The following is a 20167-nucleotide window of genomic DNA, read 5'->3' as shown; positions in this document are numbered from 1 at the left end:
AGCAAAGTTGACCGGTCGGTAAACTTTGCTCTCCGATTCATATCGTCCAGGGTCACCCCATGCCTGTCACTCAGACCGTTCCCGCGGCCACCCGCATGTTCCTGTCCGGCAACGACGCGGTTGCGCGCGCCGTCTGGGAGGCAGGCACCCGCGTCGCCGCCGCCTACCCGGGCACCCCGTCGACCGAGATCCTCGAAGTCCTGTCGCGCTACCCCGGCCTGCACACCGAGTGGTCGATCAACGAGAAGGTCTCGATGGAAGTCGCCCTGGGGGCCTCGATGGTCGGCGCGCGCGCCTTCTGTGCGATGAAGCACGTCGGCCTCAACGTCGCCTCCGACGCGCTGATGACGATGACCGTCACCGGCACCGAAGGCGGCCTCGTGATCGCCGTTGCCGACGACGTCGGCATGTCCTCGTCGCAGAACGAACAGGACTCGCGCTACTGGGGCCGCTTCGCGCACGTGCCGGTGCTCGAACCCGCCGATTCGCACGAAGCCTACGCGATGACGCTTGCAGCCTTCGAGCTGTCCGAGCGCCTGAAGAGTCCCGTGATCCTGCGCCTGACGACGCGCATCTGCCACGTCAAGGGCGTGGTGCAGACCGGCGAGCGCATCGAGATCGAACCCGCCGGCTTCGTCAAGGATCCGCGCCACTGGGTCATGGTGCCCGGCAATGCCAAGCCGCGCCTGCCTTCGATGTTCGAGCGCGAGGCCGCCGCGCGTGCCGAGGCCGAAGTCTCGCCGCTCAATTTCCAGGTCGATGGCAGCGACCGCCGCATCGGCTTCGTCACCTCGGGCCCCACCTTCATGCATGTGCGCGAGGCCTTCCCCGATGCGCCGGTGTTCAAGCTCGGCCTCTCCTGTCCACCGCCGCTCGAAAGCCTGCGGCGTTTCGCCGCCACGGTCGATAGCGTTCTGGTGGTCGAGGAAACCGAGCCGCTGCTCGAAACCGAGATGAAGGCCGCCGGCATCGCATGCCATGGCAAGGACGTGCTGCCGCGTATCGGCGAACTCGCCCCGGACGTGCTCGAGCCCGCGGTCAGGCGACTGCGCGGCGAGGTCGTGCCGGAACCGGAGCATGTCCCGGCGCAACAGGTCTTCCCCCGCCCGCCGACGATGTGCGTCGCCTGTCCGCACCTGGGCGTGTATTACACGCTGTCGCAGATGCGCAACGTCATCATCTCGGGCGACATCGGCTGCTACACGCTCGGCGCCGGCCATCCGTGGAACGCCCTCGACACCTGCATCTCGATGGGCGCGTCGATGGGCACCGCACTGGGCATGGACAAGGGGCGCGGCAAGGTCGACGCGAACAAGAAGGTCGTCGCGGTGATCGGCGACTCCACCTTCATGCACATGGGCATGCAGGGCCTGCTCGACATCACCTGGAACCGCGGCAACGTCACCGTGCTGCTGCTCGACAACCGCGCCGTGGGCATGACCGGCGGCCAGGACAACCCCGGCACCGGGCGCGACATCCACGGCGAGGAAACCGCGCGTGTCGATTTCGCCAAGCTGTGCGAGGCGCTCGGCGTGAAAAAGGAGCGCATCCACGTCGTCGATCCCTACGAACTGCCGGTGCTGTTCAAGGCGCTGCGCGAGGAAACGAAGATCGAGGAGCCTTCGGTCATCATCACCAACCGTCCCTGCGTGCTGATCGACCACTACCAGCCGGCCAAGTCCTTTACGGTCATCGAGGATCGCTGCACCGGCTGCGGCAACTGCGTCGAAGTCGGCTGCCCCGCAATCCACGTCACGCGCCGCGACAAGGCCGTCAAGGCTTCGGGCAAGGAGGTCGATCTGTCCTTCGTGCGCATCGAGACCTCGGCCTGCACCGGCTGCGGCCTGTGCGTGCGGCCGTGTGCGCCCGAGGCCATCGTGCATGCCGACCCCGTCCAATCCGTCCAGTCCGTGCAGTTCGTCAGGAAGTGAGCGCCGCCATGTCCCAGATCACCAACATCCTCGTGTGCGGCGTCGGCGGCCAGGGCGTCATGACGGCGACCGAAATCCTTGCCGAAGCCGCCATCTCCCTCGGTTTCGACGTGAAGAAGACCGAAGTTGCCGGCATGAGCCAGCGCGGCGGGGTCGTCACCTCGCACCTGCGTTTCGGCAAGGTCGTGCTGTCACCGCAAATCGTGCCGGGCGAGGCGGATCTTCTCATCGGATTCGAATCGGCCGAGGCATTGCGCTGGAGCCACATGCTGCGCCCGGGCGGCGTCGCGCTGGTGAACTCCGGGCGCATCGTGCCGCCTATCGTCAATCTCGGCCTGTTCGACTATCCCGAGGATCCCGTCGCGAAGATGCGCGCGCTCGGGCTCACCGTACATGCCTTCGATGCAACGACGATCGCGACGGACCTCGGCAACATCAGGCTCGGCAACACCGTGATGCTGGGCGCTTGCGCCGACCACCTCCCATTCCCCGCTCAGGTGCTGCGTGATGCAGTGCTGGCGCGCTTCGGCACGCGCAAGCCGCATCTGGTCGAAGCCAACCGTCAAGCCTTCGAGGCTGGTCGGCAGGCTGTCGGCGGCGACGCGCTGGCAGCGTAGGATGCGGGGCGTCGGGCGTAGGGCGGGACGAGCGCAGCGCATCCCGCCGATCCCACGGCCGACGCGCGCTCAAGGATCGCAGGGCGGGATACGCCTGCGGCTCCTCCCGCCCTGCTAGTCCGTGCGGATAGGAAGAATCCTGCAGTAGCCCTCACGAGCACTGCAGTCGTGCGACTGCCCGGCGTCCTGCGCATAGCCTTCGCACAAGCCCCTGATCCTGCGATAAAATGCTCGGTTTTTCATCAGGGCATTTCTTCCATGACTGCTCGCATCATCGACGGCAACGCGCTCTCTGCGCACGTGCGCGGCGAAATTGCCGACCGCGCGGCAACGCTCAGTGCGCAAGGGGTGCAACCCTGCCTCGCAGTGATCCTCGTCGGCGACAACCCGGCCTCCGCCGTCTATGTACGCAACAAGGTATCCGGCTGCGAAAAGGCCGGCATCCGCTCGCTGCGCTTCGATTTTCCGGTCGATGTCGATGCCGCCGAAGTCATGGCGAAGATCGCGGCGCTCAACGCCGACCCCGCCGTGCACGGCATCCTCGTGCAGCTGCCGCTGCCCAGGCAGTTCAACGAGGCCGAAGTGCTGGAGGCGATCAGCGTCGACAAGGACGTCGACGGCTTTCACGCCGAGAACGTCGGGCGCCTGTCGCAGGGCCGGGAAGCCTTCCTGCCGTGTACGCCGCATGGTGTCATGAAGATGCTCGAAGCCGCGAACGTGCCGGTGCAGGGCGCCGAGGCCGTCATCATCGGCCGCTCGAACATCGTCGGCAAGCCGATGGCGATGCTGCTGACGAACGCCGGTGCCACCGTCACCGTCACGCACTCGAAGACGCGCGACCTCGCCTTCCATACCCGCCGCGCAGACATCCTCGTCGCCGCGATCGGCAAGCCGCGCTTCGTCACGGCCGACATGATCAAGCCGGGCGCGGTCGTCATCGACGTCGGCATCAACCGCCTCACCGAGGGCCCGGATGCCGGCAAGCTGTGCGGCGACGTGGACTTTGAAGCGGCGAAGGACGTCGCCTCCGCGATCACGCCGGTGCCCGGCGGCGTCGGTCCGATGACCATCACCATGCTGCTCGCGAACACCGTCGAGTCGGCCGAACGCGCGCTGCGCAGGAAAGGTTAATTCTCATGAGCGACAAACCCCTGATCGGGATCATCATGGGATCCAACTCCGACTGGCCCACCATGCAGGCCGCGGCGAAGATCCTCAAGGAGTTCGGCGTCCCCTACGAGGCGCGCGTCGTCTCGGCCCACCGCACGCCGGACCTGATGTTCGCCTACGCGGACACCGCCCGCAGCCGCGGGCTGAAGGCCATCATCGCCGGCGCCGGCGGTGCCGCGCACCTGCCGGGCATGGTCGCCGCGAAGACCACCGTGCCGGTGCTGGGTGTGCCGGTGCAGTCCAAGGCCCTGTCCGGCCAGGATTCGCTGCTCTCCATCGTGCAGATGCCCAAGGGCATCCCCGTCGCGACGTTCGCGATCGGCGAGGCCGGCGCCGCGAACGCGGGCCTCTTCGCCGTTGCGCTGCTCGCCAACGAGGACGCCGCGCTGGCGAAGAAGCTCGAGGAATTCCGCACGCGCCAGACCCAGGCGGTGCTCGACATGACCCTGGATGAACAATGATCCTGCCTCCCGCAACATTGGGAATGCTCGGTGGCGGCCAACTCGGCCGCTTCTTCGTTTCTGCCGCCCATGAAATGGGCTACAAGGTCTGGGTGCTGGATCCCGATCCGAACAGCCCCGCCGGCCTGATTGCCGACCGCCACGTCGCCGCCGCCTACGACGACTACGCCGCGCTCGACGAGATGGCGCAAGGCTGTGCGGCCGTCACGACCGAATTCGAGAACGTTCCCGCGACGACGCTCGACTACCTCGCCAAGTTCGTTCCCGTGCACCCGTCGGCGAGCGCCGTCGCGGTGTGCCAGAACCGCGTCGCCGAAAAGACCTTCCTCGCCGACAACGGCCTGCCTCACGGTCCCTTCGCGGTGATCCGCTGCGAGGAGAATGTGCGTGATGCGGACGAAGCGCTCTTCCCGGCGGTCCTCAAGGTCGCCCGCTTCGGCTACGACGGCAAGGGGCAGGCGCGCGTCGCCAACCGCGAGGAGGCGCTGCACGCCTTCCACCAGTTCGGCGGCGAATCCTGCGTGCTCGAGAAGATGCTCAAGCTCGACAGCGAGATGTCGGTCGTGCTCGCGCGCGATGAGGCCGGCGCGGTGCGCTGCTTCCCGGCCGGCGAGAACAGCCATCGCCACGGCATCCTCGACGTCACCATCATGCCGGCGCGCATCGAACCAGTGCTCGCCGAGCGCGCACGCGACGTGGCGCAGGCCATTGCAGAGCGCCTCGACTACGTCGGCACGCTGGGGGTCGAATTCTTCGTCTGCGGCGGCCAGCTCTTCGTGAATGAGATGGCGCCACGCCCGCACAACAGCGGCCACCACACCATCGACGCCTGCGTCACCAGCCAGTACGAGCAGCAGGTCAAGGCCCTGTGCGGGCTGCCGCTCGGCGAGCCGCGCGCCCACAGCGCCGCCGTGATGGTGAACCTGCTCGGCGAGCTGTGGTACGACGACAACGGCGACTACCGCGAACCCGACTGGTCGGTCCTGCAGGCGATCCCCAACCTGCGCCTTCACCTGTATGCCAAGCACCATGCCCGGCCCGGCCGCAAGATGGGCCACTTCACCGTGATTGGCGAGGACGCGGCACAGGTCCTCGCCACCGCGATGCAGGCTCGCGCGGCGATCGGCATCCGCGATGACGAGCACTGAGCACGCGCAGCAGCCGGACGAGTGCGAGATCCGGCGCGCCGCGGAGTTGCTGCGCGCCGGCGAGCTCGTCGGCATGCCGACGGAGACGGTGTATGGCTTGGCCGCCGACGCCCTGAACGTCGACGCCGTCGCCAGGATCTTCAGCGCCAAGGGGCGCCCGGCCGACCATCCGTTGATCGTCCACCTTCCCGATGCCGCGCACCTCGTACGCTGGGCGCGTGCCATCCCGAAGGAGGCGATCGCACTCGCGAACGCCTTCTGGCCTGGTCCGATGACCCTGATCCTCAAGCGCGAGGAGGGCGTCCCCGACGCCGTCACCGGCGGGCAGGACACGGTAGGCCTGCGCGTGCCGGATCACCCCGTCGCGCTCGCGCTGCTGCGCGCATTCGACTCCGGCATCGCTGCTCCGTCCGCCAACCGCTTCGGCCGCATCAGCCCCACCACGGCCGCGCACGTGCGCGAGGAACTGGGTGACAAGGTTGCGTTGGTGCTCGACGGCGGACCCTGCCAGGTCGGCATCGAATCGACCATCCTCGACCTCTCGCGCGGCACGCCCGTGATCCTGCGCCCCGGCGCGATCTCCGCCGACGACATCGCCCGCGTCATCGGTCGCCGGCCGGCGACGCGTACCGCGCATGCGGAGGAGGGCGCCGCTGCCGCCGAACCCGACCAGCCGCGAGTCTCCGGCTCGCTCGCGGCCCACTACGCGCCGCGTACGCCGCTGCAGCTCATCCCCGTCTCCCGGCTGATAGAGGAGGCCGCCACGCTCGCAGGGGAGGGAAGCCGCGTTGCCGTCCTGGCGAGAACCTGCCCCGATCCCCGGGACGCCCGCCTGACCTGGCGCAACGCCCCGGCGGAACCCGCGGGCTTCGCGCATGATCTTTACGCAAACCTGCGCGAACTGGACGCCTGCGGCGCCGATTTCATCGTCGTCGAGGCCCTGCCGGAAACGCCCGACTGGCAAGCCATCGCCGACCGCCTCGGCCGTGCGGCGGTAGGGTCGGGCGACGGAGAGGCTGTGCTCGACTTACACGACGAAACCTGAGTGAAGACTCGCCCTTCCAAAATGCCGGGAGCGTCGCTATAATTCGCCGCTCTTGGGCCGATAGCTCAGCTGGGAGAGCGCTGCGTTCGCAATGCAGAGGTCGGGAGTTCGATCCTCCTTCGGTCCACCAAATTCAAAAGGCCAGACATTGCTCTGTGTGCCGTTAAGCATAAAGTGGCCACCAGGCCAGTTTATGCTTTATTTCACGATTGGCCATATTTTGGTTTATCGGGTGCGGCATAGTAGTCTGGACGGTTTGCTTTCGCGGTCTGTAACCGCGGCTGTTACAAGAGTCAAAAAAACGGGACCTCGCGGTCCCGTTTTCTTTTAAGGCGGGGCGAGCTAGCTCGGCCGACGGTCCATCACCGCGCTGATGTGCCGGAAGATGCCTGAAACTGCCTGAGCTGCTGGGTCGAGCCGATTCCAAATGTCCCGGGCACTCATCCCCTCGTAGCCGGCTCCGAGGCGCTCATCCAGAACCTGCTCAATCTGCGCGTGCAGTCTCGCTTGGCTTTGGTCACCCTGGGAGGCACGATGGCGGAGGAAGCGGTCGGCCAGAGCCCGGGCTTCGGTGTTCGCACGGAGGTAAAGGTTTTTGCGGTCGACTCCCAAGCGCTCGCTGGCCTGGTGGACGGACACCGCCTCGGGTTCCTCTAGCATGGCGCGGAGCTGAGCCCGGATGTTCTCCCAGTCGAGCTCCCTGGACTTGATACCGGCCCGGGGCGATTCGGGTAGCTCGATGGCCAACTGCATCGGCACAAGAGGTGGCTCCCAACCTTCGATGTCGCCAGCAAATAGCTTGTCGAGGCCGATGCCGCCGTGGCCGGCAATGGTAAGCCAAGCCTTCAGGGCTGGAATTCCGCCCTTGTTGAGCCAGTGCGAGATGCCGCTCTTCGAGAAACCGTATCGGCTCGCGAAGGTGCTCGGTCGCCCGTCAGCCATCCGCTCGATGACTGTTTCCAATAGGGGAACCAGGCCAGTGGATGCAACCTTCGGGGGCTCCTGAAGCATCAGCCCAACCTGGCGGGCCACCCACAGGTCCTCCGGGGATGCCGGCTCAGTTTCCGCGTCGCCCAGGAATCCGCCGCAGGATGTGCAGTAGCCCGGCACTACAATCGTCGAACGGTTTCGAACGTTGCTGCGCTTGCAGTGCGGGCATGTGGAGGTGAGCTTGACCTTGTGGTGCAGGCATACGTTGACCGGGGCGATGTCCCACGACAGACGAAGATAGGGGTTGGTCCCGTTGGCCTTGTCTTCGGCCAGGCAGCATGGGCACCAACGGTCCGATTTCGGTGCCAGGCCCGGGGTGCCCAGGACGCTGCGCCAAGGCGACAGCGTGTGCCGGTCCAGTGCCCCGACGCCAGTGAGTTCGGACAGCCAGGCCGCCCACTGCTCGCTTTCCGGTGACATGCTCGACAGGTTGCGCTGGTGCCAGCCGTATTTCTCGCATACCGCGTTGTCGAAGCGCTCGAGCACCCAATCGGCGAGCTTCTGGGCAGTCATGCCGTGGGAGAAGGCGAGGCGGCAGAAATAGCTGGTGAGGCTTTCAACGTCAGGCGTGCCTTGTCCCAGCGGGGCCAGGGCATGCAGCGTTGAGCGTGGATTGTGCACTTTGCTCATTACGCGACCCTCCGGCCAGTGGTCGCATGCGGTGCAACCAAATTGCGCTTGAGCCCCGGTGCGATGCGCTCCTCGCCTTCGACGATTTCCCGCAGGATTTGCGTCACCTGGGCCTCGGTGAGAAGGGCCCTGCACAGGGTGTCCTCCGACCACCCCTGGCGGCCTACCAGCAGGTCCAGGCGAACCAGCACGTCACGCAGGATGCCGATGCAGCCGAGCGTGTTTTGGTGGAACACTTCTGCGTACTTCAGCAGGTCGACCTGCTTGAGCGCGGGCAGCGACTGCCCGAAGTGCTTGAGGCATCCACGGAAGGCGCGGACGTCGTCTGCGACGTCCTCACGGTAGCGGCTGAAGTGGATGATGTGCGAGCGACGCGCCAGCTGGCCGCTCAACGAAATGAGCTCGAAAAGGTCGTAGGAGCCCATCAGAATCCACTGGACTCCGCATTCGTTCGACAGCGACTTGAGCGTGTCGAACTGCAGTTCGAGCAGGGTCGGATGGCACTGGCGTGCGATGTGGGCGGCTTCATCGACCACGATGAAGCGTGTGCCGCGATTTTTCAGCGACCGTTCGACTGAGGTGCGCAGGCCGGCCAGGCTGTTGGGGTTCGTGCCGCGCGGGCGCACTACTCGCCCCGTGCCCGGGTCGACTCCGTACGCCGTGCGGGGCGCATCGAGTTCGCATTCAAGTTCATCAAGGATGCGTTTGAAGAAAAGCCGCCACGAGAATTCGCGCTCACCGGACGCAGGTGCCTCGACCCGTATCGCGGGGATGCAGCCAGGATTCGCGGCGAGGTTCTCTGCGTGGTGCTTCATCTCGGCTTCTACGAGAAAATTTCCGAGTGTCGTCTTGCCCGCACCGGTAGGGCCACAGAGCAGGATGAGGTCCGCGCCGTCGCCCGCTTCGAGCAGCAGACCGCATTCATCGATGGCCGAGGCGATGCGGGGGTGACGGATACGGTGGCCGGTTGGGCGGTGATGCTCGGTCGATACGTTATTCAAGTGGGTAGTCATCATGGTCTCGGTCAATGGTTAAAAGGTGTCGAATTCGGGAAGGTCGAGGGGCTGCGGTTCCGGCAGCGTGGGCGCGAGGGGTAGCCCTGCGGATGAGGGCGACGGGATGGCGAAGATTTCGCCGCCCGCAGTAGCGACTGAGGGCTGGGCCGCGCCGTGGAGTTGGGATGCGGGTATCGGCTTGGCAATCGCGCCGATGCCAACCGACCCGTACAGCTCGCGGTTTTCGCGCTGACGCTCCAGGGCGAGCTCGGCTGCCCCCTTCGGCGTGAAGACGCGCAGGAACTCGGCAAGCTGCTGCGTCGAGACCTCATCGTCGTCGCGCAGGCGGTAATGGCTGCGCATCTCCGTGGAGAACAGCTCGCGCTCCTTCTCGGTAAGCTGCCCCAAGGCAACCAATGACTTGCACTGTGCCGGCACCCACCGCTTGTCGATTTGCACGTACACCGTTGAGCTGTCCCACGGGTCGTAACGAACGGGCACTCTGCGGCCATGCAACTTCGGGTCGCGGAACTCGGGGCACCAGTAGAAGAAGTTGTTGTGCACCTTGATGCCGCGCTGCCGGTCGACTTTGCGCTGGCCGAGGCGCCCCGCCGTCGGACAGGTCAGGATGAGAAAATCCTGAGTCAGCGTCACGATGCGGTGCTCACGCGTCCCCGCCGAAGCCATGCTGCGGTTGAAGGCTTCGTACGGGCTCATCCCCAGCGTCGAATGTTCGGCGTTGTCGTAATAGGTGAAGGCCCAGTAATCGATTCCGTAGTAGAGGTACTCCAGCGTCCACTCGGCCAGCCGCGACGGAAGGAACTTGCCGGTCGTGCGGCGCACCTCTTTCAGCGCCTTCGTGTTGCCGGCCAGGTTGTGCACGTACTCGGTGTGCAGGCGGCCAAAAATGCGCTCCATCACCGACCCGTGTCGCGGCCGTCCGGCCGGACGGTAGCGCACGTGGATGCGCATGAGCTCCGCGAAGCGCGCGAAATCGTCAGAGCGGAAATCTGCCCCGTTATCGACCACGATGAACTGCGGCAGACGCCGATGGCGACGGACGATGTCGCGCAGCAGCATCATGTTCGACCGGTACGACGGCGGGTCAAAGGAGAGATAGATGCCGACAATCCGCCGGGTATGGGCGTCGATGGCGAGCGACATCCACGGACGGCCGAGCGGCTTGCCGGTTCTTAGGGATACCAGCTCGATGTCGAGCTCGGTATGGTCCATATGCACGTACTGCAATGCCCGTGAACCGTGCACCGGGGTGTCGGCAAAGAGGACGTTTACGAACTCGGCGTTCTGGTAGGCCACGCGATTGCCGTGACGCGCCCGGTCCTGCTGCTGTTGCGGGCGCGCCTTGGCGCGGGCGATGAACGTAGGGTAGGAGGGCGTCTGAATGCCGCGTTCCGTGCAGAGGTTCTTCAGCTGCCGGTGGCAGTGCTTCAGGTTCGGCGCGCGATTGCTCTCATATTCGCTGCGGATGACTTCATCTATCGCCGCTTCCTGTTCCGCGGTCAGGCGCGGCGTCCGGTTGCCCCGGGCGCGCAGGTTCGGAATCAGCGCGACGAGCTCATCGGTACCCGCGACCTTCGCCAGGGCCAAAACCCTCAGTTGCCGGCGCTGCGTGCGATTCGGTCGGGTGATGTTCTCGAGCTCGGTCTTGCGCTCGAGTGCCATGCTCAACTCGTCCGCCGTGAAGTCCGACAGCCGGATTGATGAGCCCACCGCAGGGCCCTGAGCCATCAGCACGTCCTGCTCAAGCGCCAGCGCTTCCAGCGTCTCGAGCGACACCTCGACGGACTTCTGGTGGTCGGACTGTAGAACCGCCTTGCTACCGCCGACCATCACCACCGTGTAGGGCTGCTGGTCGTACGTCAGGCGGGCGCCGACGGCGATGTCGACGGTGCCCAAGGGGGCAAAGGGCGCTGGAAGCTGACGGGCGTGTTCGAAGTTGCGTACGGCCGTGTCGCGAAACACTCGGCAGCGTGTCGGTTCGCTGAGCGCAGCATGGTCGACTTCGGCGACGAGCAGGCCGTCTGCAATCAGTTTGAAGACGTCGTCGGGCCGGCAGTTGGCCTTCTCGAAGAGCTCGCGCAGATACAGCGTCGCCTCTTCCGCGAGCGCCTCCTTTACGCGAAGCTCGACATCCACTGGGCACGGGGGCGCAGAGGGTTCGAGGTAGTCCTCCAGAAAAAGCGTGTTCTCGATGCGGCGCTGCGGAATGTCACGGTCGCTCAGGATGCGGTAGCCGATACCTCGTTCCGCGAGCCACTGTGCGATGCCTTCGGCCTGCCAGTGGTCGTCGGCGCCGAGCCGATACCGCCATGGGTAGCGCTGCGCGAGGCGTTCGAGCTTCGTCCAGGGCTTCCACTCTTCCAGCCAGACCTCCCGCTCGGTAATGACGAGGAAGTCAGGCGTGTGGTCGACGGCGTGAATCTCACCGTCCGCATCCACGATTTCGAACTTCAACCGGCAGGGTTGGGGGAAATACTCCAGCACCTGCGGGTCGTGTTCGTGCCCGACCGCCGCAGGGAACTCGAGATGGCGGCTTTCCGTCTCGATGGTCTGCTGCATTTTCCGGCTCTGGTATGGCGTCAGGACGTTGCCCCCGCCCTTGGACGCGACCTTTCGCACCGGCGCGTACTTCGCAGCGTCCAGTATCAGCCGCCTACCAGCAACTGGTAGTCCAAGCCGGTCGAGCAATCGCTCGCGTCCGGGGGTATCAAGCATTTCTGTCCTCCAAGGTGGTTGGATGGAGGTATAGAAAGGCGGACGCGACGTGTGCCAAAATTGACTTTAATTGGTATCGTCCCGACGAACCGTCATCGATTGAACCGACAAAATGAACCGTCCAGGCAGGCCGATTTCGCCTTCCACCATGCCGCCCGTTGTGCCGACCGAGTCGGAGGCCGTCGAGATGTGGGGACTCGAGGCGGGCGAGCTCATCAAACTCGCGCTGATGAAAAAGGGGTGGGGCTACAGCGAGCTTGCCGACGCGCTGAAGGCACAAGGCATCCGGCGGAGCGCCGCGGCCATCAATCGGCGCATCAACCGCGGCAACTTCAGCGCGGGATTCCTGCTCGCCTGCCTGCAAGCGATGGGGTGCGAGTTTGAGGTGAGGGGCCCGGACTGCTGAAGGCCTTCCTCGTCGTAGCAGGCGCAGGCTATGACATACCGAACGAAACGGTCCGGGCTCGTGAAAGGCTTTGCAAACGACTGATGTGCAAGGGAATATTCGCTTCGAGCGGCATTCGTTGGTCGAGCGGGTGAGCGCATCCATGAGCCGGCCCCATTTTGTGGTTCGTTCACAAAATGGGGCCTGGAGCGTTGTTGCCCCATGAATCTATGCCAAACGCGTCGACGGGTCAGATGCCCGTGTCGACCCTAGCGCAAATCAGCATCGTTGAAAATGCCGTTGCTTCAATGCGTTGGCGATTTCCTGGTGGGATTTTCATGTAATCGGGCCATGTCCGCGCGCTCGACCGTTATTTGCCTCTAGGTCTGGGCACAAGAGGTGTCCCGCAGCCGTCTGCTCACGCGCCCGACCCTGGTCGGCAGTGCTGCGCTCTCGTCGCCGGCGGTCACCACATTCAGTTGCACGTGCATCCGGACCACCAGGGACGATGTGCGGGTCGGTGTGTACGTCCTACCAAGGTGTCTCGGGGCGGCGCGCTATACGTCCAGGACCGTGCCGTCTGGGCCGCGGCTCCCGCCAAGCAGAACTGCGCTATCAAACGGCACTCGGCTGAGGCATCGGGGGCCGCGGGGGAGCGAGCTGCGCACCCGAGGGTGGGGATTACATGGTTACGAGATTACGGAGGTATCCACACAGAACTCCTGCATTCCCGGGGGATTTTCGATGCCGGCGGGAGGGGGGCGTGTTTCAGAGTCAAGTGGCGTGTGGGGCCACGGCGAGGGGGGCGTGGTTTCAGGTCAAGCAACGCGTGTCTTCAGGTCAACTGGTCGGGCGCGGCATCAAGTTCCATCTCGCATCCCGCACCGTCGGCGCTATACCTCCACGTGGGGGCCCATTCGCCGCCCCTGGAGACTCAAAATGGCAGTACACGTCCCGGTGAGCAACGACCGCCACCGCGCCGGCTCGGTGCAAATGAAGGTCTGGCTATCGGCCGACCTGAAGAACAACTTCGCTTCAGTCTGTGCCACCCAAGGGGTCAGCGCGTCGACCGTGCTGCGCGGGCTTGTGGCAGCGTACGTCGCACGTTCGTCGAGCAGGCAGCATGGGTAGGCCGCCCAGCGCCGAGCAGGTGGCCCAGCTCGAGGCCCAAGCGGAAGGCGCGCGCCGGGCAGCCGAATGTGTGGGTGATTTCCTGACGCAGGACCTCACCTATGCGGCGGCAGCAACCATCGAGTCCATGGCCCGCTATCAGAAGCGTCGCCTGAATGCGGACAAGCAGGCGGTGCTTGTTCTGCCGGACAACGCCTCGACCAATGAGATGCGCGAGGCGCGGTTGCGTCGCGCGGTCCGGCGGGGCGAGGACGTGTTTCTTCCGTCTTGGCGGGACGCTGCGGTTGGTATCCCAAACTTGTTTCTGCGTTCGGCCCTGTTCGCGGCAGCCGAGGTCAGCAGCAAACCGCTGATGAATGCCGAGATTGCCTCGCGAGGCGATGCTTCCATCACGATGACGGGGCATCCCCTCGGGGATTACGACCGCCGGGTCTTTGCGGCATGCCTCGACTACTATCGCGGCGACCGACCGCTGGACAGCTGCGACCAGCCTCGCTGGGTGAAAGTTACGTTCTGGCAACTGGCCAAGGACTTGCAGGTGGCCTACGGGGCAAACGTGCACAGAGCCATCCGCGACAGCCTGATTCGCCTCAACGCAGCCCATCTTCGCATCCGGGTGAAATCGGTCGACATTCCGATGCCCCGCCTCATGGACGTCGTCTTCGACGACGGTTACAAGGGGGCGGATACACCGGACCGCCTTCTGCGTGGGAGCGACCTGATTTCGTTCCGCGTGCAGGAGACAATGGCGAATCTCTTCGGGCCGGAGGACTGGAGCGCGGTCAGCAAGGCCGCCCTGAATGACCAGTCTGGCCTGCCGTCCTGGTTGGCCGCCTTCTACAGTTCGCACGCGGAGCCGTATGCAGTCAAAATCGCCGACCTGTACCGCTTCAGCGGGGTGGTGTGCGACACACGGGAATTCCGTCGTCGGCTCAAGCGGGCGCTCGGGCGCCTGCAGGCGGACGATGTCCCGCCCGAAATCCGAGTAGCCTCCTTTGAGTTCAGCGAGGAGCGCGTCACGGTCGCACTTGCCCGGTGGACATCTGATACCGCGCTAACTGGCATCGAGTAGCTGTCGAAGCGTTCGCCTTGCCGACGGTAAAGTAATCCGTTTACATCGGCCCAGTATCCGCGATACCTTCTTTACAATGTAAAGACACTAATCGCTCTGGGATATTTCCATGGCAAGGCACAAGACCGAGGCTATCAACCTCCGGATGTCCCCTGAAATGAAGGCGACGCTGAGGCTTCTGGCGGACCGCGAGCATCGAACGTTGAGCAACATGATTGAGCACCTGCTCATCGATTACTGCGAACGCAACGCCATCGCGCGTCCGGCCCAGGATTGTGCAGGGGCCGGCCCGCAAGCCCGAAAGAGCTGACCCCTTACTATGACATCGAACGAATCTCTCAATAAACTGGGCTATCGGCTCGGACGCGGTGGCACGCATGCCGCGCGCACCATGATGCTGGAGGAGCTGACGCTTCTCTTCGGACGCACTGCGCCGGACGCAGCGCGAGATGACTACCGGGAGCAGATTGTCAGCCTCAATGCGCTCGGCAAGCCCACGCAGAAGTCCCGTGAGCTCACGTTTGGCCACCTTGCTGAGCTATACGCCCTCGACCCCGCCATTCCCGTATTTCGGGTTTTTCGGAACCTGTGGGAGCGTGACGAGCTTGCGCGGCCCCTTCTGACATTGACGCTCGCACTGGCACGCGACCCAGTTCTCAGGTTGTCGGAGTCCTTTGTGCTCAGCAAAGCGGAGGGGGAACAGGTCCGTCGCGAGGACGTCGAGGCGCTCATCGTTGCCGCTGAGCCTGACCGCTTCAGCCCTGCCACGCTCAAGTCCATCGCCCAGAACATTAACGGTAGCTGGACTCAGGCCGGCTTCCTGGCCGGTCGGGTAAGGAAGACTCGAACCATGCCGACGGTGACCCCAACCAACATCACTTTTGCATTATTCTTGGGGCATCTCGAAGGTTTGTCGGGGCAGCGCTTGTTCACTTCGCGGTGGATGTCGCTGATGTGTGGCTCGCCGGGTGAGCTAGAAGCCCTGGCAAACTCAGCCTCACACCGGGGGCAAATCGTTTTCCTGAACGCGGGCGGCGTCAAGGAAGTTCGCTTCCCAGGCTTCCTGACTGCTGACGAGGAGCAATGGCTGGATGAGTAGCAAGGTTGCAAGACTGATTCGTGCGTACCGGGAGCACATGTCCGTTCCATGGGCCGGCGGGCTGGCAGCCATTCAGCGCGTCATCTTCGCGGTGTACGACAAGACGGATGAGTTGCGTCTGCGAGCGCAGGTCGAAGAATTTCGCCTCGCAACACTCGAGGCCGGCCATGAATGGCTCTTGATAGATGTAACCAACGCGTTCCCCGAGTGGATGGCATCGCAGGAGTACCGGGACGCCTATTTCGAATGCCCCGAGGACCTCACCGGCTACCAAGCCGGCGAAATAGTCGAGTTCATTCAGAGCCTCATCGAGCGCATCAAGGCGCGCATTGCGAACGAAGCCACGCCTAACACGGTTGTCGCCCTCATCGGCGTGGGCAGCCTGTTCGGGCTTGCCAGGGTCTCCTCACTGGTGGAGGGGGTCAAGGACGCGGTGAGTGGCCGCCTTGTCGTTTTCTTCCCCGGCGAATATCACCCGGAGAACCATGCCTATCGCCTGCTCGACGCGCGCGATGGTTGGAACTACCTCGCCGTGCCGTTGTTGGCTACGGAAGCCTGAGTGCCGCAGGCAGCAGAACGAGCAAGAACAAGGGACAACACAGTGCTGAACCGCGACATCTACGTTAAATCGCCCGACCAGAATCGCCTCGCCAACAACGGTGTGGCTGAGGTTTCCGAAGACCACTCCGCCGCTGCCCTAGAGGTGCTGCGCTACGAACTCGAGACTTTCGTGTGCGATGGCCAGTACGAGAAGGGCATCGAAACTATCCTCGAGACATTTCTTCGCAACCTGGGAACGAAGTCGGAGCAACCGGGTGTATGGATTTCCGGCTTCTACGGCTCGGGTAAATCGCATCTTGCCAAGATGCTTCGTGCCCTGTGGACAGACCTGCAACTGCCGGGTGGTGCCTCCGCGCGCGGACTGGCGCACCTTCCCTCGGGCGTGTCTGACCAGCTCAAGGAGTTGAGTACCCAAGGCAAACGCAACGGCGGTCTGCATGCCGCGGCGGGCAAACTTGGGGCAGGTGCGGGTGACAACGTTCGCCTGGCACTGCTCGGTATCGTCTTCAAGTCCAAGAGGTTGCCCGAGCAGTTCGCTCAGGCGCGATTCGTGATGTGGCTGCACCACGAGAAGCTCTTCGATGCCGTTCAAGCCGGCCTGCAAGCCGCTGGCCGTAGCCTGGCCCAGGAGCTTCCGCATCTGTACGTGTCGACCCATCTGTCGAAAGCGCTGCTGCAGGCCAATCCGGGGCTGGCCGACACGGAACCCGCGGTGCGCCAACTCGTCAAGGCTCAGTTCCCCCAGGTGACCGACGTCACCAACGACGAAATGGTCGCCGCTATCCAGAGCGCACTCGCGGATGACGGTAAATTTCCGCTCACCTTGGTCGTCCTCGACGAAGTCCAGCAGTACATCGGCTCCGATGCAGAGAAGGCCTACAAGGTGCAGGAAGTCACCGAGTCGCTCTCGAAGCACTTCAACGGCCAACTGCTGTTCGTCGGCACAGGCCAGTCTGCCCTGTCTGGCATGCCCAACCTGCAACGCTTGATGGGGCGTTTTCCCGTGCAGGTCACCCTCGGTGATTGGGATGTCGAAAACGTCACCCGCAAAATCATCCTCGCCAAAAAGCCGACTGCTATGCCGGAAATTGACCGGGTTTGGCGCGACAACCTCGGAGAAATCTCCCGTCACCTCCGCGGAACCAAGCTCGAACACGTTACGGACGATGAGGCATTCATCACCGCCGACTACCCCATCCTGCCGGTTCGCCGTCGCTTCTGGGAAAGCGTCCTGCGCACCATCGACGCCACCGGCACCGTCGCGCAACTGCGCAGCCAGCTCCGGGTTGTCCATGAGGCCGCGCTGGAAACTGCCGACCGGCCTCTGGGGCACGTCGTCTCCGGAGATTTCCTGTACGACCAAATTGCCGCCAACTTGGTCTCGACGGCGCAGCTTTCACGCGAAATTTTCGAGGGTGTGCAAAAGTTTGCCGCCGGCGATGAGCATGCTCAGCTCAAGGCACGGCTCCTCAAGCTCATCTACCTCATCAACAAGCTGCCGCCCGAGAAGGCGCTGGCTATCGGCCTGAAGCCCACGGAGGATGTGCTGGCCGATTTGCTCGTCACCGACCTCAAGCGCGGCTCCGCAGCCCTGCGCAAGGTTATTCCCGCGCTGCTCGACGAACTGCAAGAACACGACCACCTCGTCATGGCGCTCGATGGCCCGAACGGCGCCGAGTACCACCTTCAAACTCGGGAATCGAGCGCCTGGTACGACGAATTCCGTGCTCAGGAGTCCCAACTCAAAGCGTCGCCGCAGAACATCGAGGTCAAGCGCGCGGAATCCTTCAAAGCGCGCTTCCGTTCCGTGCTGAACAAGGTTCGCCCGGTGCAGGGGGTTGCGCCTGAAGTGCGAACCCTGCATGCCTGCTTCGACGAGTCCCTGCCCAAGGACAACGACAAGGCGCTGTACCTGTGGATTCAGGACGGCTGGCAGACCGACGAAAAGTCGATGATTGCCGAGGCGCGCGCCAAGAGCGCGGAGAACCCTACGCTGTTCGCTTTCATGCCGGCGCAGAGCAAGACGGACCTCGCCAACGCTATCGTTACGTTAGAAGCGGCCAAGGCCACCCTCAGCCGTAAAGGTACCCCCTGCACGGAAGAAGGACGCAACGCTCAGCGGTCGATGGAAAGCCGGCAGCGTAACGCAGAGAAGGAAATCGAGACTCTGCTCGACGCGCTCTTTGCGGGCGTTCGCGTGTTCCAGGCCGGCGGCCAGGAAGTCACCGAAGGCGCGGACTTGGCCGAGCGGCTCAACCGAGCGGTCAAGGCCTCAGTTATCCGCCTGTATCGCGAGTTTGACATCGCCGACCAGAAGGGATGGGACAAGGTTCTGGACGAAGCGCGCAAGGGCAATGGTGAAGCCATGCGTGCCGTCGGGCATCTGCAGGAACCCAAGGCTCACCCGGTGTGCCAGAAAATTCTGAGCTTCCTCGGTGCCGGCAAGAAAGGCAGCGACATTCGCGATAACTTCGAAGCGCCCCCTTATGGGTGGCCCCGCGACACCATCGATGGCGCCATTTACATCCTGCTCGCCACGGGGGAACTCAAGGGCCGCGACATGGCGCATCGTCCAGTCGATGCCAAGTCCCTCGAACGCAGCAAGCTCACCCAGGCCTTCTTCGAGCCGGAATCGGTCAACATCACGCCGGTTCAGAAAATCAAGATTCGCAGCCTTTTCCAGAGCCTTGGTGTGCCGTGCCAGCCGAACGAGGAGCTGACGAAGGCGCCAACCTTGATTTCCAAGCTCAAGGAAATGGCGCTTGAGGCAGGCGGACCCGCTCCGCAACCGGAGCCGCCGAAATGCGCAGCCATTGCAGCCCTGGCGCAGGCGAGCGGCAACGCATTGCTTCTGGAACTCTGCTCCCGGGCAGAGGAGCTCACCACGCTCGCCAAGCAATGGGCGCAAACCGCCAAGCTCATCAAGCAGCGGTTGCCGCTGTGGCACCAACTCGAGGCCTTGCTTGAGCATGCCACCCAACTCGGCCCCTATGCTGAACTGAAGGGTGAGGTCGGCGCCATTTCGTCACAGCGTAGCCTGCTCGCGGAGCCCGACCCCGTCCGGCCTCTGCTTGAACACACCGCAGACATCCTGCGCCAGGCGCTCAATGCGAAGCTGGATGCCTACCGCTGCGAATACGAGCAGCAGATGGCGCAACTCGACGCCGACAGCAACTGGCAGAAGTTGGATGCGACGAAACGTGGTGAGCTGATTGCCGCCCATCACATCGACGCGCCGAAAGGTATCGACCTCACCACGGCGGAAAAGCTGTCCGATGCGCTGGATGCATGTGACCTGCAGCGTTGGATTGAGCGGACGCAGGCGCTTGCGACCCGCTTCAGCGCGGTACGTATGAATGCAGCGAAGCTCCTCAAACCGAACGTGATTCAGGTAAAGCTGCCGCAACGGACGTTGAACGACGCAGACGAGGTGAAGGCGTGGCTCGTCGAGGTCGAGGGACTATTGCTTGGGAAAATTCAACAGGGGCCAATCGCGCTATGACAGCAATGCCGTGGGACAAGGCAAAACTGTCTGAGAAAACCCTTGAATTAAATTTTGCCAGTCAGCTCAATCATGCATGTGGAGGCAACCTACTGTGGTTCGGTCTAACGCAGAAACAAGAGGCAAAGCAGGGTTTTGATATTGCCACCCGTATTGGCAAGGGACTCTTCATCGTCCAGATGAAGGCCTCTGCGCATGTGCTGCAGTCCGGTGAACGCCAATTCAAGGCGCCCCATGAACAACTGGAAAATCTCCGCAAGCTTACGGTGCAAGGCGGAGGAACCATTCAAAAGGGAAGCATCTACTATGCGTTTCCCGTCATCGGGACGCTGCCTGAGCTTTCCGATTACCACAGTGTCTTGACGAACACATGGCTTTGCGACGTCGCAGATATCCCAGCGCTGGGGGTGCCTACCACCTCGAACGGGACTCCGCGCAAAGATGGAAACCACTATGTGAGAGTTTCACCGGGGTCGGCTCCCTTGGATTCAAGCAAACCTGGGACGGCAACATTTCACTCTGACCCGGTGCATGTTGAGGTCGTCAATGGGGAAAAGTTCGTTCACGTCATTTCACGTGAGGGCGCTGCACGTGGCCTGCTGGAAAACATGACGCACAACCAGTTCCGTCGTTTTTGGAAACTTTGTCAGCACTTCCATCGGAAGGCCTTCGCGGTCGCATTTGTCGAATAACT

At 63.6% G+C, this 20167-nt stretch carries 17 protein-coding genes and 1 tRNA gene; 15 read left to right on the top strand and 3 right to left on the bottom strand.

What is annotated here, in order from left to right:
* The first annotated feature begins 59 nt into the window (after positions 1-59).
* The 7 genes from U5817_RS17480 to U5817_RS17450 all read left to right on the top strand — a co-directional run bounded on the left by U5817_RS17480 (position 60) and on the right by U5817_RS17450 (position 6502).
* Positions 60-1931 carry a thiamine pyrophosphate-dependent enzyme gene (locus U5817_RS17480; protein ID WP_407278243.1) on the top strand — a complete coding sequence of 624 codons (1872 nt, stop codon included), beginning with the start codon at positions 60-62 and terminating at the stop codon, positions 1929-1931.
* 8 nt (positions 1932-1939) lie between these two features.
* Positions 1940-2548, top strand: a complete 609-nt coding sequence (locus U5817_RS17475; RefSeq protein WP_169132280.1) for an indolepyruvate oxidoreductase subunit beta — start codon at positions 1940-1942, stop codon at positions 2546-2548.
* A 258-nt stretch (positions 2549-2806) separates the two neighbouring features.
* Positions 2807-3679, top strand: a complete 873-nt coding sequence (gene folD / locus U5817_RS17470) for a bifunctional methylenetetrahydrofolate dehydrogenase/methenyltetrahydrofolate cyclohydrolase FolD (RefSeq protein ID WP_407278242.1) — start codon at positions 2807-2809, stop codon at positions 3677-3679.
* A 5-nt stretch (positions 3680-3684) separates the two neighbouring features.
* A complete protein-coding gene (gene purE / locus U5817_RS17465) occupies positions 3685-4179 on the top strand; it encodes a 5-(carboxyamino)imidazole ribonucleotide mutase (RefSeq protein WP_169132282.1) in 495 nt (164 codons plus the stop codon).
* A complete protein-coding gene (locus U5817_RS17460; RefSeq protein WP_407278241.1) occupies positions 4176-5327 on the top strand; it encodes a 5-(carboxyamino)imidazole ribonucleotide synthase in 1152 nt (383 codons plus the stop codon). The genes purE and U5817_RS17460 overlap by 4 nt, the downstream gene beginning before the upstream one ends.
* Positions 5314-6372: an L-threonylcarbamoyladenylate synthase gene (locus U5817_RS17455; RefSeq protein ID WP_407278240.1), complete on the top strand. Its 1059-nt coding sequence runs from the start codon at positions 5314-5316 to the stop codon at positions 6370-6372. Before U5817_RS17460 ends, U5817_RS17455 begins: the two co-directional genes overlap by 14 nt.
* A gap of 54 nt (positions 6373-6426) precedes the next feature.
* Positions 6427-6502 (top strand) — tRNA-Ala (locus tag U5817_RS17450).
* 212 nt (positions 6503-6714) lie between these two features.
* On the opposite strand, the gene U5817_RS17445 is transcribed toward U5817_RS17450, so the two are convergent.
* From U5817_RS17445 to U5817_RS17435, 3 genes are read right to left on the bottom strand one after another with little or no spacing between them, the layout of a single operon-like run.
* Positions 6715-7992, bottom strand: coding sequence for a TniQ family protein (locus tag U5817_RS17445; RefSeq protein ID WP_407278239.1), 1278 nt, complete (start codon positions 7990-7992; stop codon positions 6715-6717).
* Complete coding sequence (locus U5817_RS17440) at positions 7992-9020, bottom strand: ATP-binding protein (RefSeq protein WP_407278238.1); 1029 nt, start codon at positions 9018-9020, stop codon at positions 7992-7994. The genes U5817_RS17445 and U5817_RS17440 overlap by 1 nt, the downstream gene beginning before the upstream one ends.
* Positions 9021-9023: 3 nt before the next feature.
* The gene (locus U5817_RS17435) at positions 9024-11723 is read right to left on the bottom strand and encodes a Mu transposase C-terminal domain-containing protein (protein ID WP_407278237.1); all 2700 of its coding nucleotides are present in this window, start codon (positions 11721-11723) and stop codon (positions 9024-9026) included.
* Positions 11724-11835: 112 nt separating this feature from the next.
* On the opposite strand from U5817_RS17435, the gene U5817_RS17430 reads away from it, so the two are divergent.
* From U5817_RS17430 to U5817_RS17395, 8 genes are all read left to right on the top strand, one after another.
* Complete coding sequence (locus U5817_RS17430; RefSeq protein WP_407278236.1) at positions 11836-12129, top strand: DUF6471 domain-containing protein; 294 nt, start codon at positions 11836-11838, stop codon at positions 12127-12129.
* 918 nt (positions 12130-13047) lie between these two features.
* Positions 13048-13239, top strand: coding sequence for a hypothetical protein (locus U5817_RS17425; protein WP_407278235.1), 192 nt, complete (start codon positions 13048-13050; stop codon positions 13237-13239).
* Positions 13232-14311 (top strand): plasmid replication initiator TrfA, encoded by a 1080-nt coding sequence (gene trfA, locus U5817_RS17420; RefSeq protein WP_407278234.1) that lies wholly within the window; start codon positions 13232-13234, stop codon positions 14309-14311. Before U5817_RS17425 ends, trfA begins: the two co-directional genes overlap by 8 nt.
* A 109-nt stretch (positions 14312-14420) precedes the next feature.
* Positions 14421-14621 (top strand): hypothetical protein, encoded by a 201-nt coding sequence (locus tag U5817_RS17415; protein WP_407278233.1) that lies wholly within the window; start codon positions 14421-14423, stop codon positions 14619-14621.
* Between the two features lie 9 nt (positions 14622-14630).
* On the top strand, positions 14631-15410 hold the full coding sequence (locus tag U5817_RS17410; RefSeq protein ID WP_407278232.1) for a hypothetical protein: 780 nt from the start codon (positions 14631-14633) through the stop codon (positions 15408-15410).
* Positions 15403-15969, top strand: coding sequence for a BREX protein BrxB domain-containing protein (locus U5817_RS17405; protein WP_407278231.1), 567 nt, complete (start codon positions 15403-15405; stop codon positions 15967-15969). The genes U5817_RS17410 and U5817_RS17405 overlap by 8 nt, the downstream gene beginning before the upstream one ends.
* A gap of 42 nt (positions 15970-16011) precedes the next feature.
* Positions 16012-19473 (top strand): BREX system P-loop protein BrxC, encoded by a 3462-nt coding sequence (gene brxC, locus U5817_RS17400; protein WP_407278229.1) that lies wholly within the window; start codon positions 16012-16014, stop codon positions 19471-19473.
* Positions 19470-20165, top strand: coding sequence for a hypothetical protein (locus U5817_RS17395; RefSeq protein ID WP_407278228.1), 696 nt, complete (start codon positions 19470-19472; stop codon positions 20163-20165). Before brxC ends, U5817_RS17395 begins: the two co-directional genes overlap by 4 nt.
* Positions 20166-20167 lie beyond the last annotated feature (2 nt).

This window comes from Aromatoleum evansii (genome assembly GCF_045689615.1).
Taxonomy (GTDB): domain Bacteria; phylum Pseudomonadota; class Gammaproteobacteria; order Burkholderiales; family Rhodocyclaceae; genus Aromatoleum; species Aromatoleum evansii.
The sequence above is the reverse complement of the archived record's forward strand: the minus strand, read 5'-3'. Positions and strand labels throughout refer to the sequence as shown.

Bases quoted from the DNA above. Each gene is read 5' to 3' on its own strand.
- U5817_RS17480 (WP_407278243.1), top strand. From the start codon at position 60: ATGCCTGTCACTCAGACCGTTCCCGCGGCCACCCGCATGTTCCTGTCC.
- U5817_RS17475 (WP_169132280.1), top strand. From the start codon at position 1,940: ATGTCCCAGATCACCAACATCCTCGTGTGCGGCGTCGGCGGCCAGGGC.
- folD (WP_407278242.1), top strand. From the start codon at position 2,807: ATGACTGCTCGCATCATCGACGGCAACGCGCTCTCTGCGCACGTGCGC.
- purE (WP_169132282.1), top strand. From the start codon at position 3,685: ATGAGCGACAAACCCCTGATCGGGATCATCATGGGATCCAACTCCGAC.
- U5817_RS17460 (WP_407278241.1), top strand. From the start codon at position 4,176: ATGATCCTGCCTCCCGCAACATTGGGAATGCTCGGTGGCGGCCAACTC.
- U5817_RS17455 (WP_407278240.1), top strand. From the start codon at position 5,314: ATGACGAGCACTGAGCACGCGCAGCAGCCGGACGAGTGCGAGATCCGG.
- U5817_RS17445 (WP_407278239.1), bottom strand. From the start codon at position 7,992: ATGAGCAAAGTGCACAATCCACGCTCAACGCTGCATGCCCTGGCCCCG.
- U5817_RS17435 (WP_407278237.1), bottom strand. From the start codon at position 11,723: ATGCTTGATACCCCCGGACGCGAGCGATTGCTCGACCGGCTTGGACTA.
- U5817_RS17430 (WP_407278236.1), top strand. From the start codon at position 11,836: ATGAACCGTCCAGGCAGGCCGATTTCGCCTTCCACCATGCCGCCCGTT.
- U5817_RS17425 (WP_407278235.1), top strand. From the start codon at position 13,048: ATGGCAGTACACGTCCCGGTGAGCAACGACCGCCACCGCGCCGGCTCG.
- trfA (WP_407278234.1), top strand. From the start codon at position 13,232: ATGGGTAGGCCGCCCAGCGCCGAGCAGGTGGCCCAGCTCGAGGCCCAA.
- U5817_RS17415 (WP_407278233.1), top strand. From the start codon at position 14,421: ATGGCAAGGCACAAGACCGAGGCTATCAACCTCCGGATGTCCCCTGAA.
- U5817_RS17410 (WP_407278232.1), top strand. From the start codon at position 14,631: ATGACATCGAACGAATCTCTCAATAAACTGGGCTATCGGCTCGGACGC.
- U5817_RS17405 (WP_407278231.1), top strand. From the start codon at position 15,403: ATGAGTAGCAAGGTTGCAAGACTGATTCGTGCGTACCGGGAGCACATG.
- U5817_RS17395 (WP_407278228.1), top strand. From the start codon at position 19,470: ATGACAGCAATGCCGTGGGACAAGGCAAAACTGTCTGAGAAAACCCTT.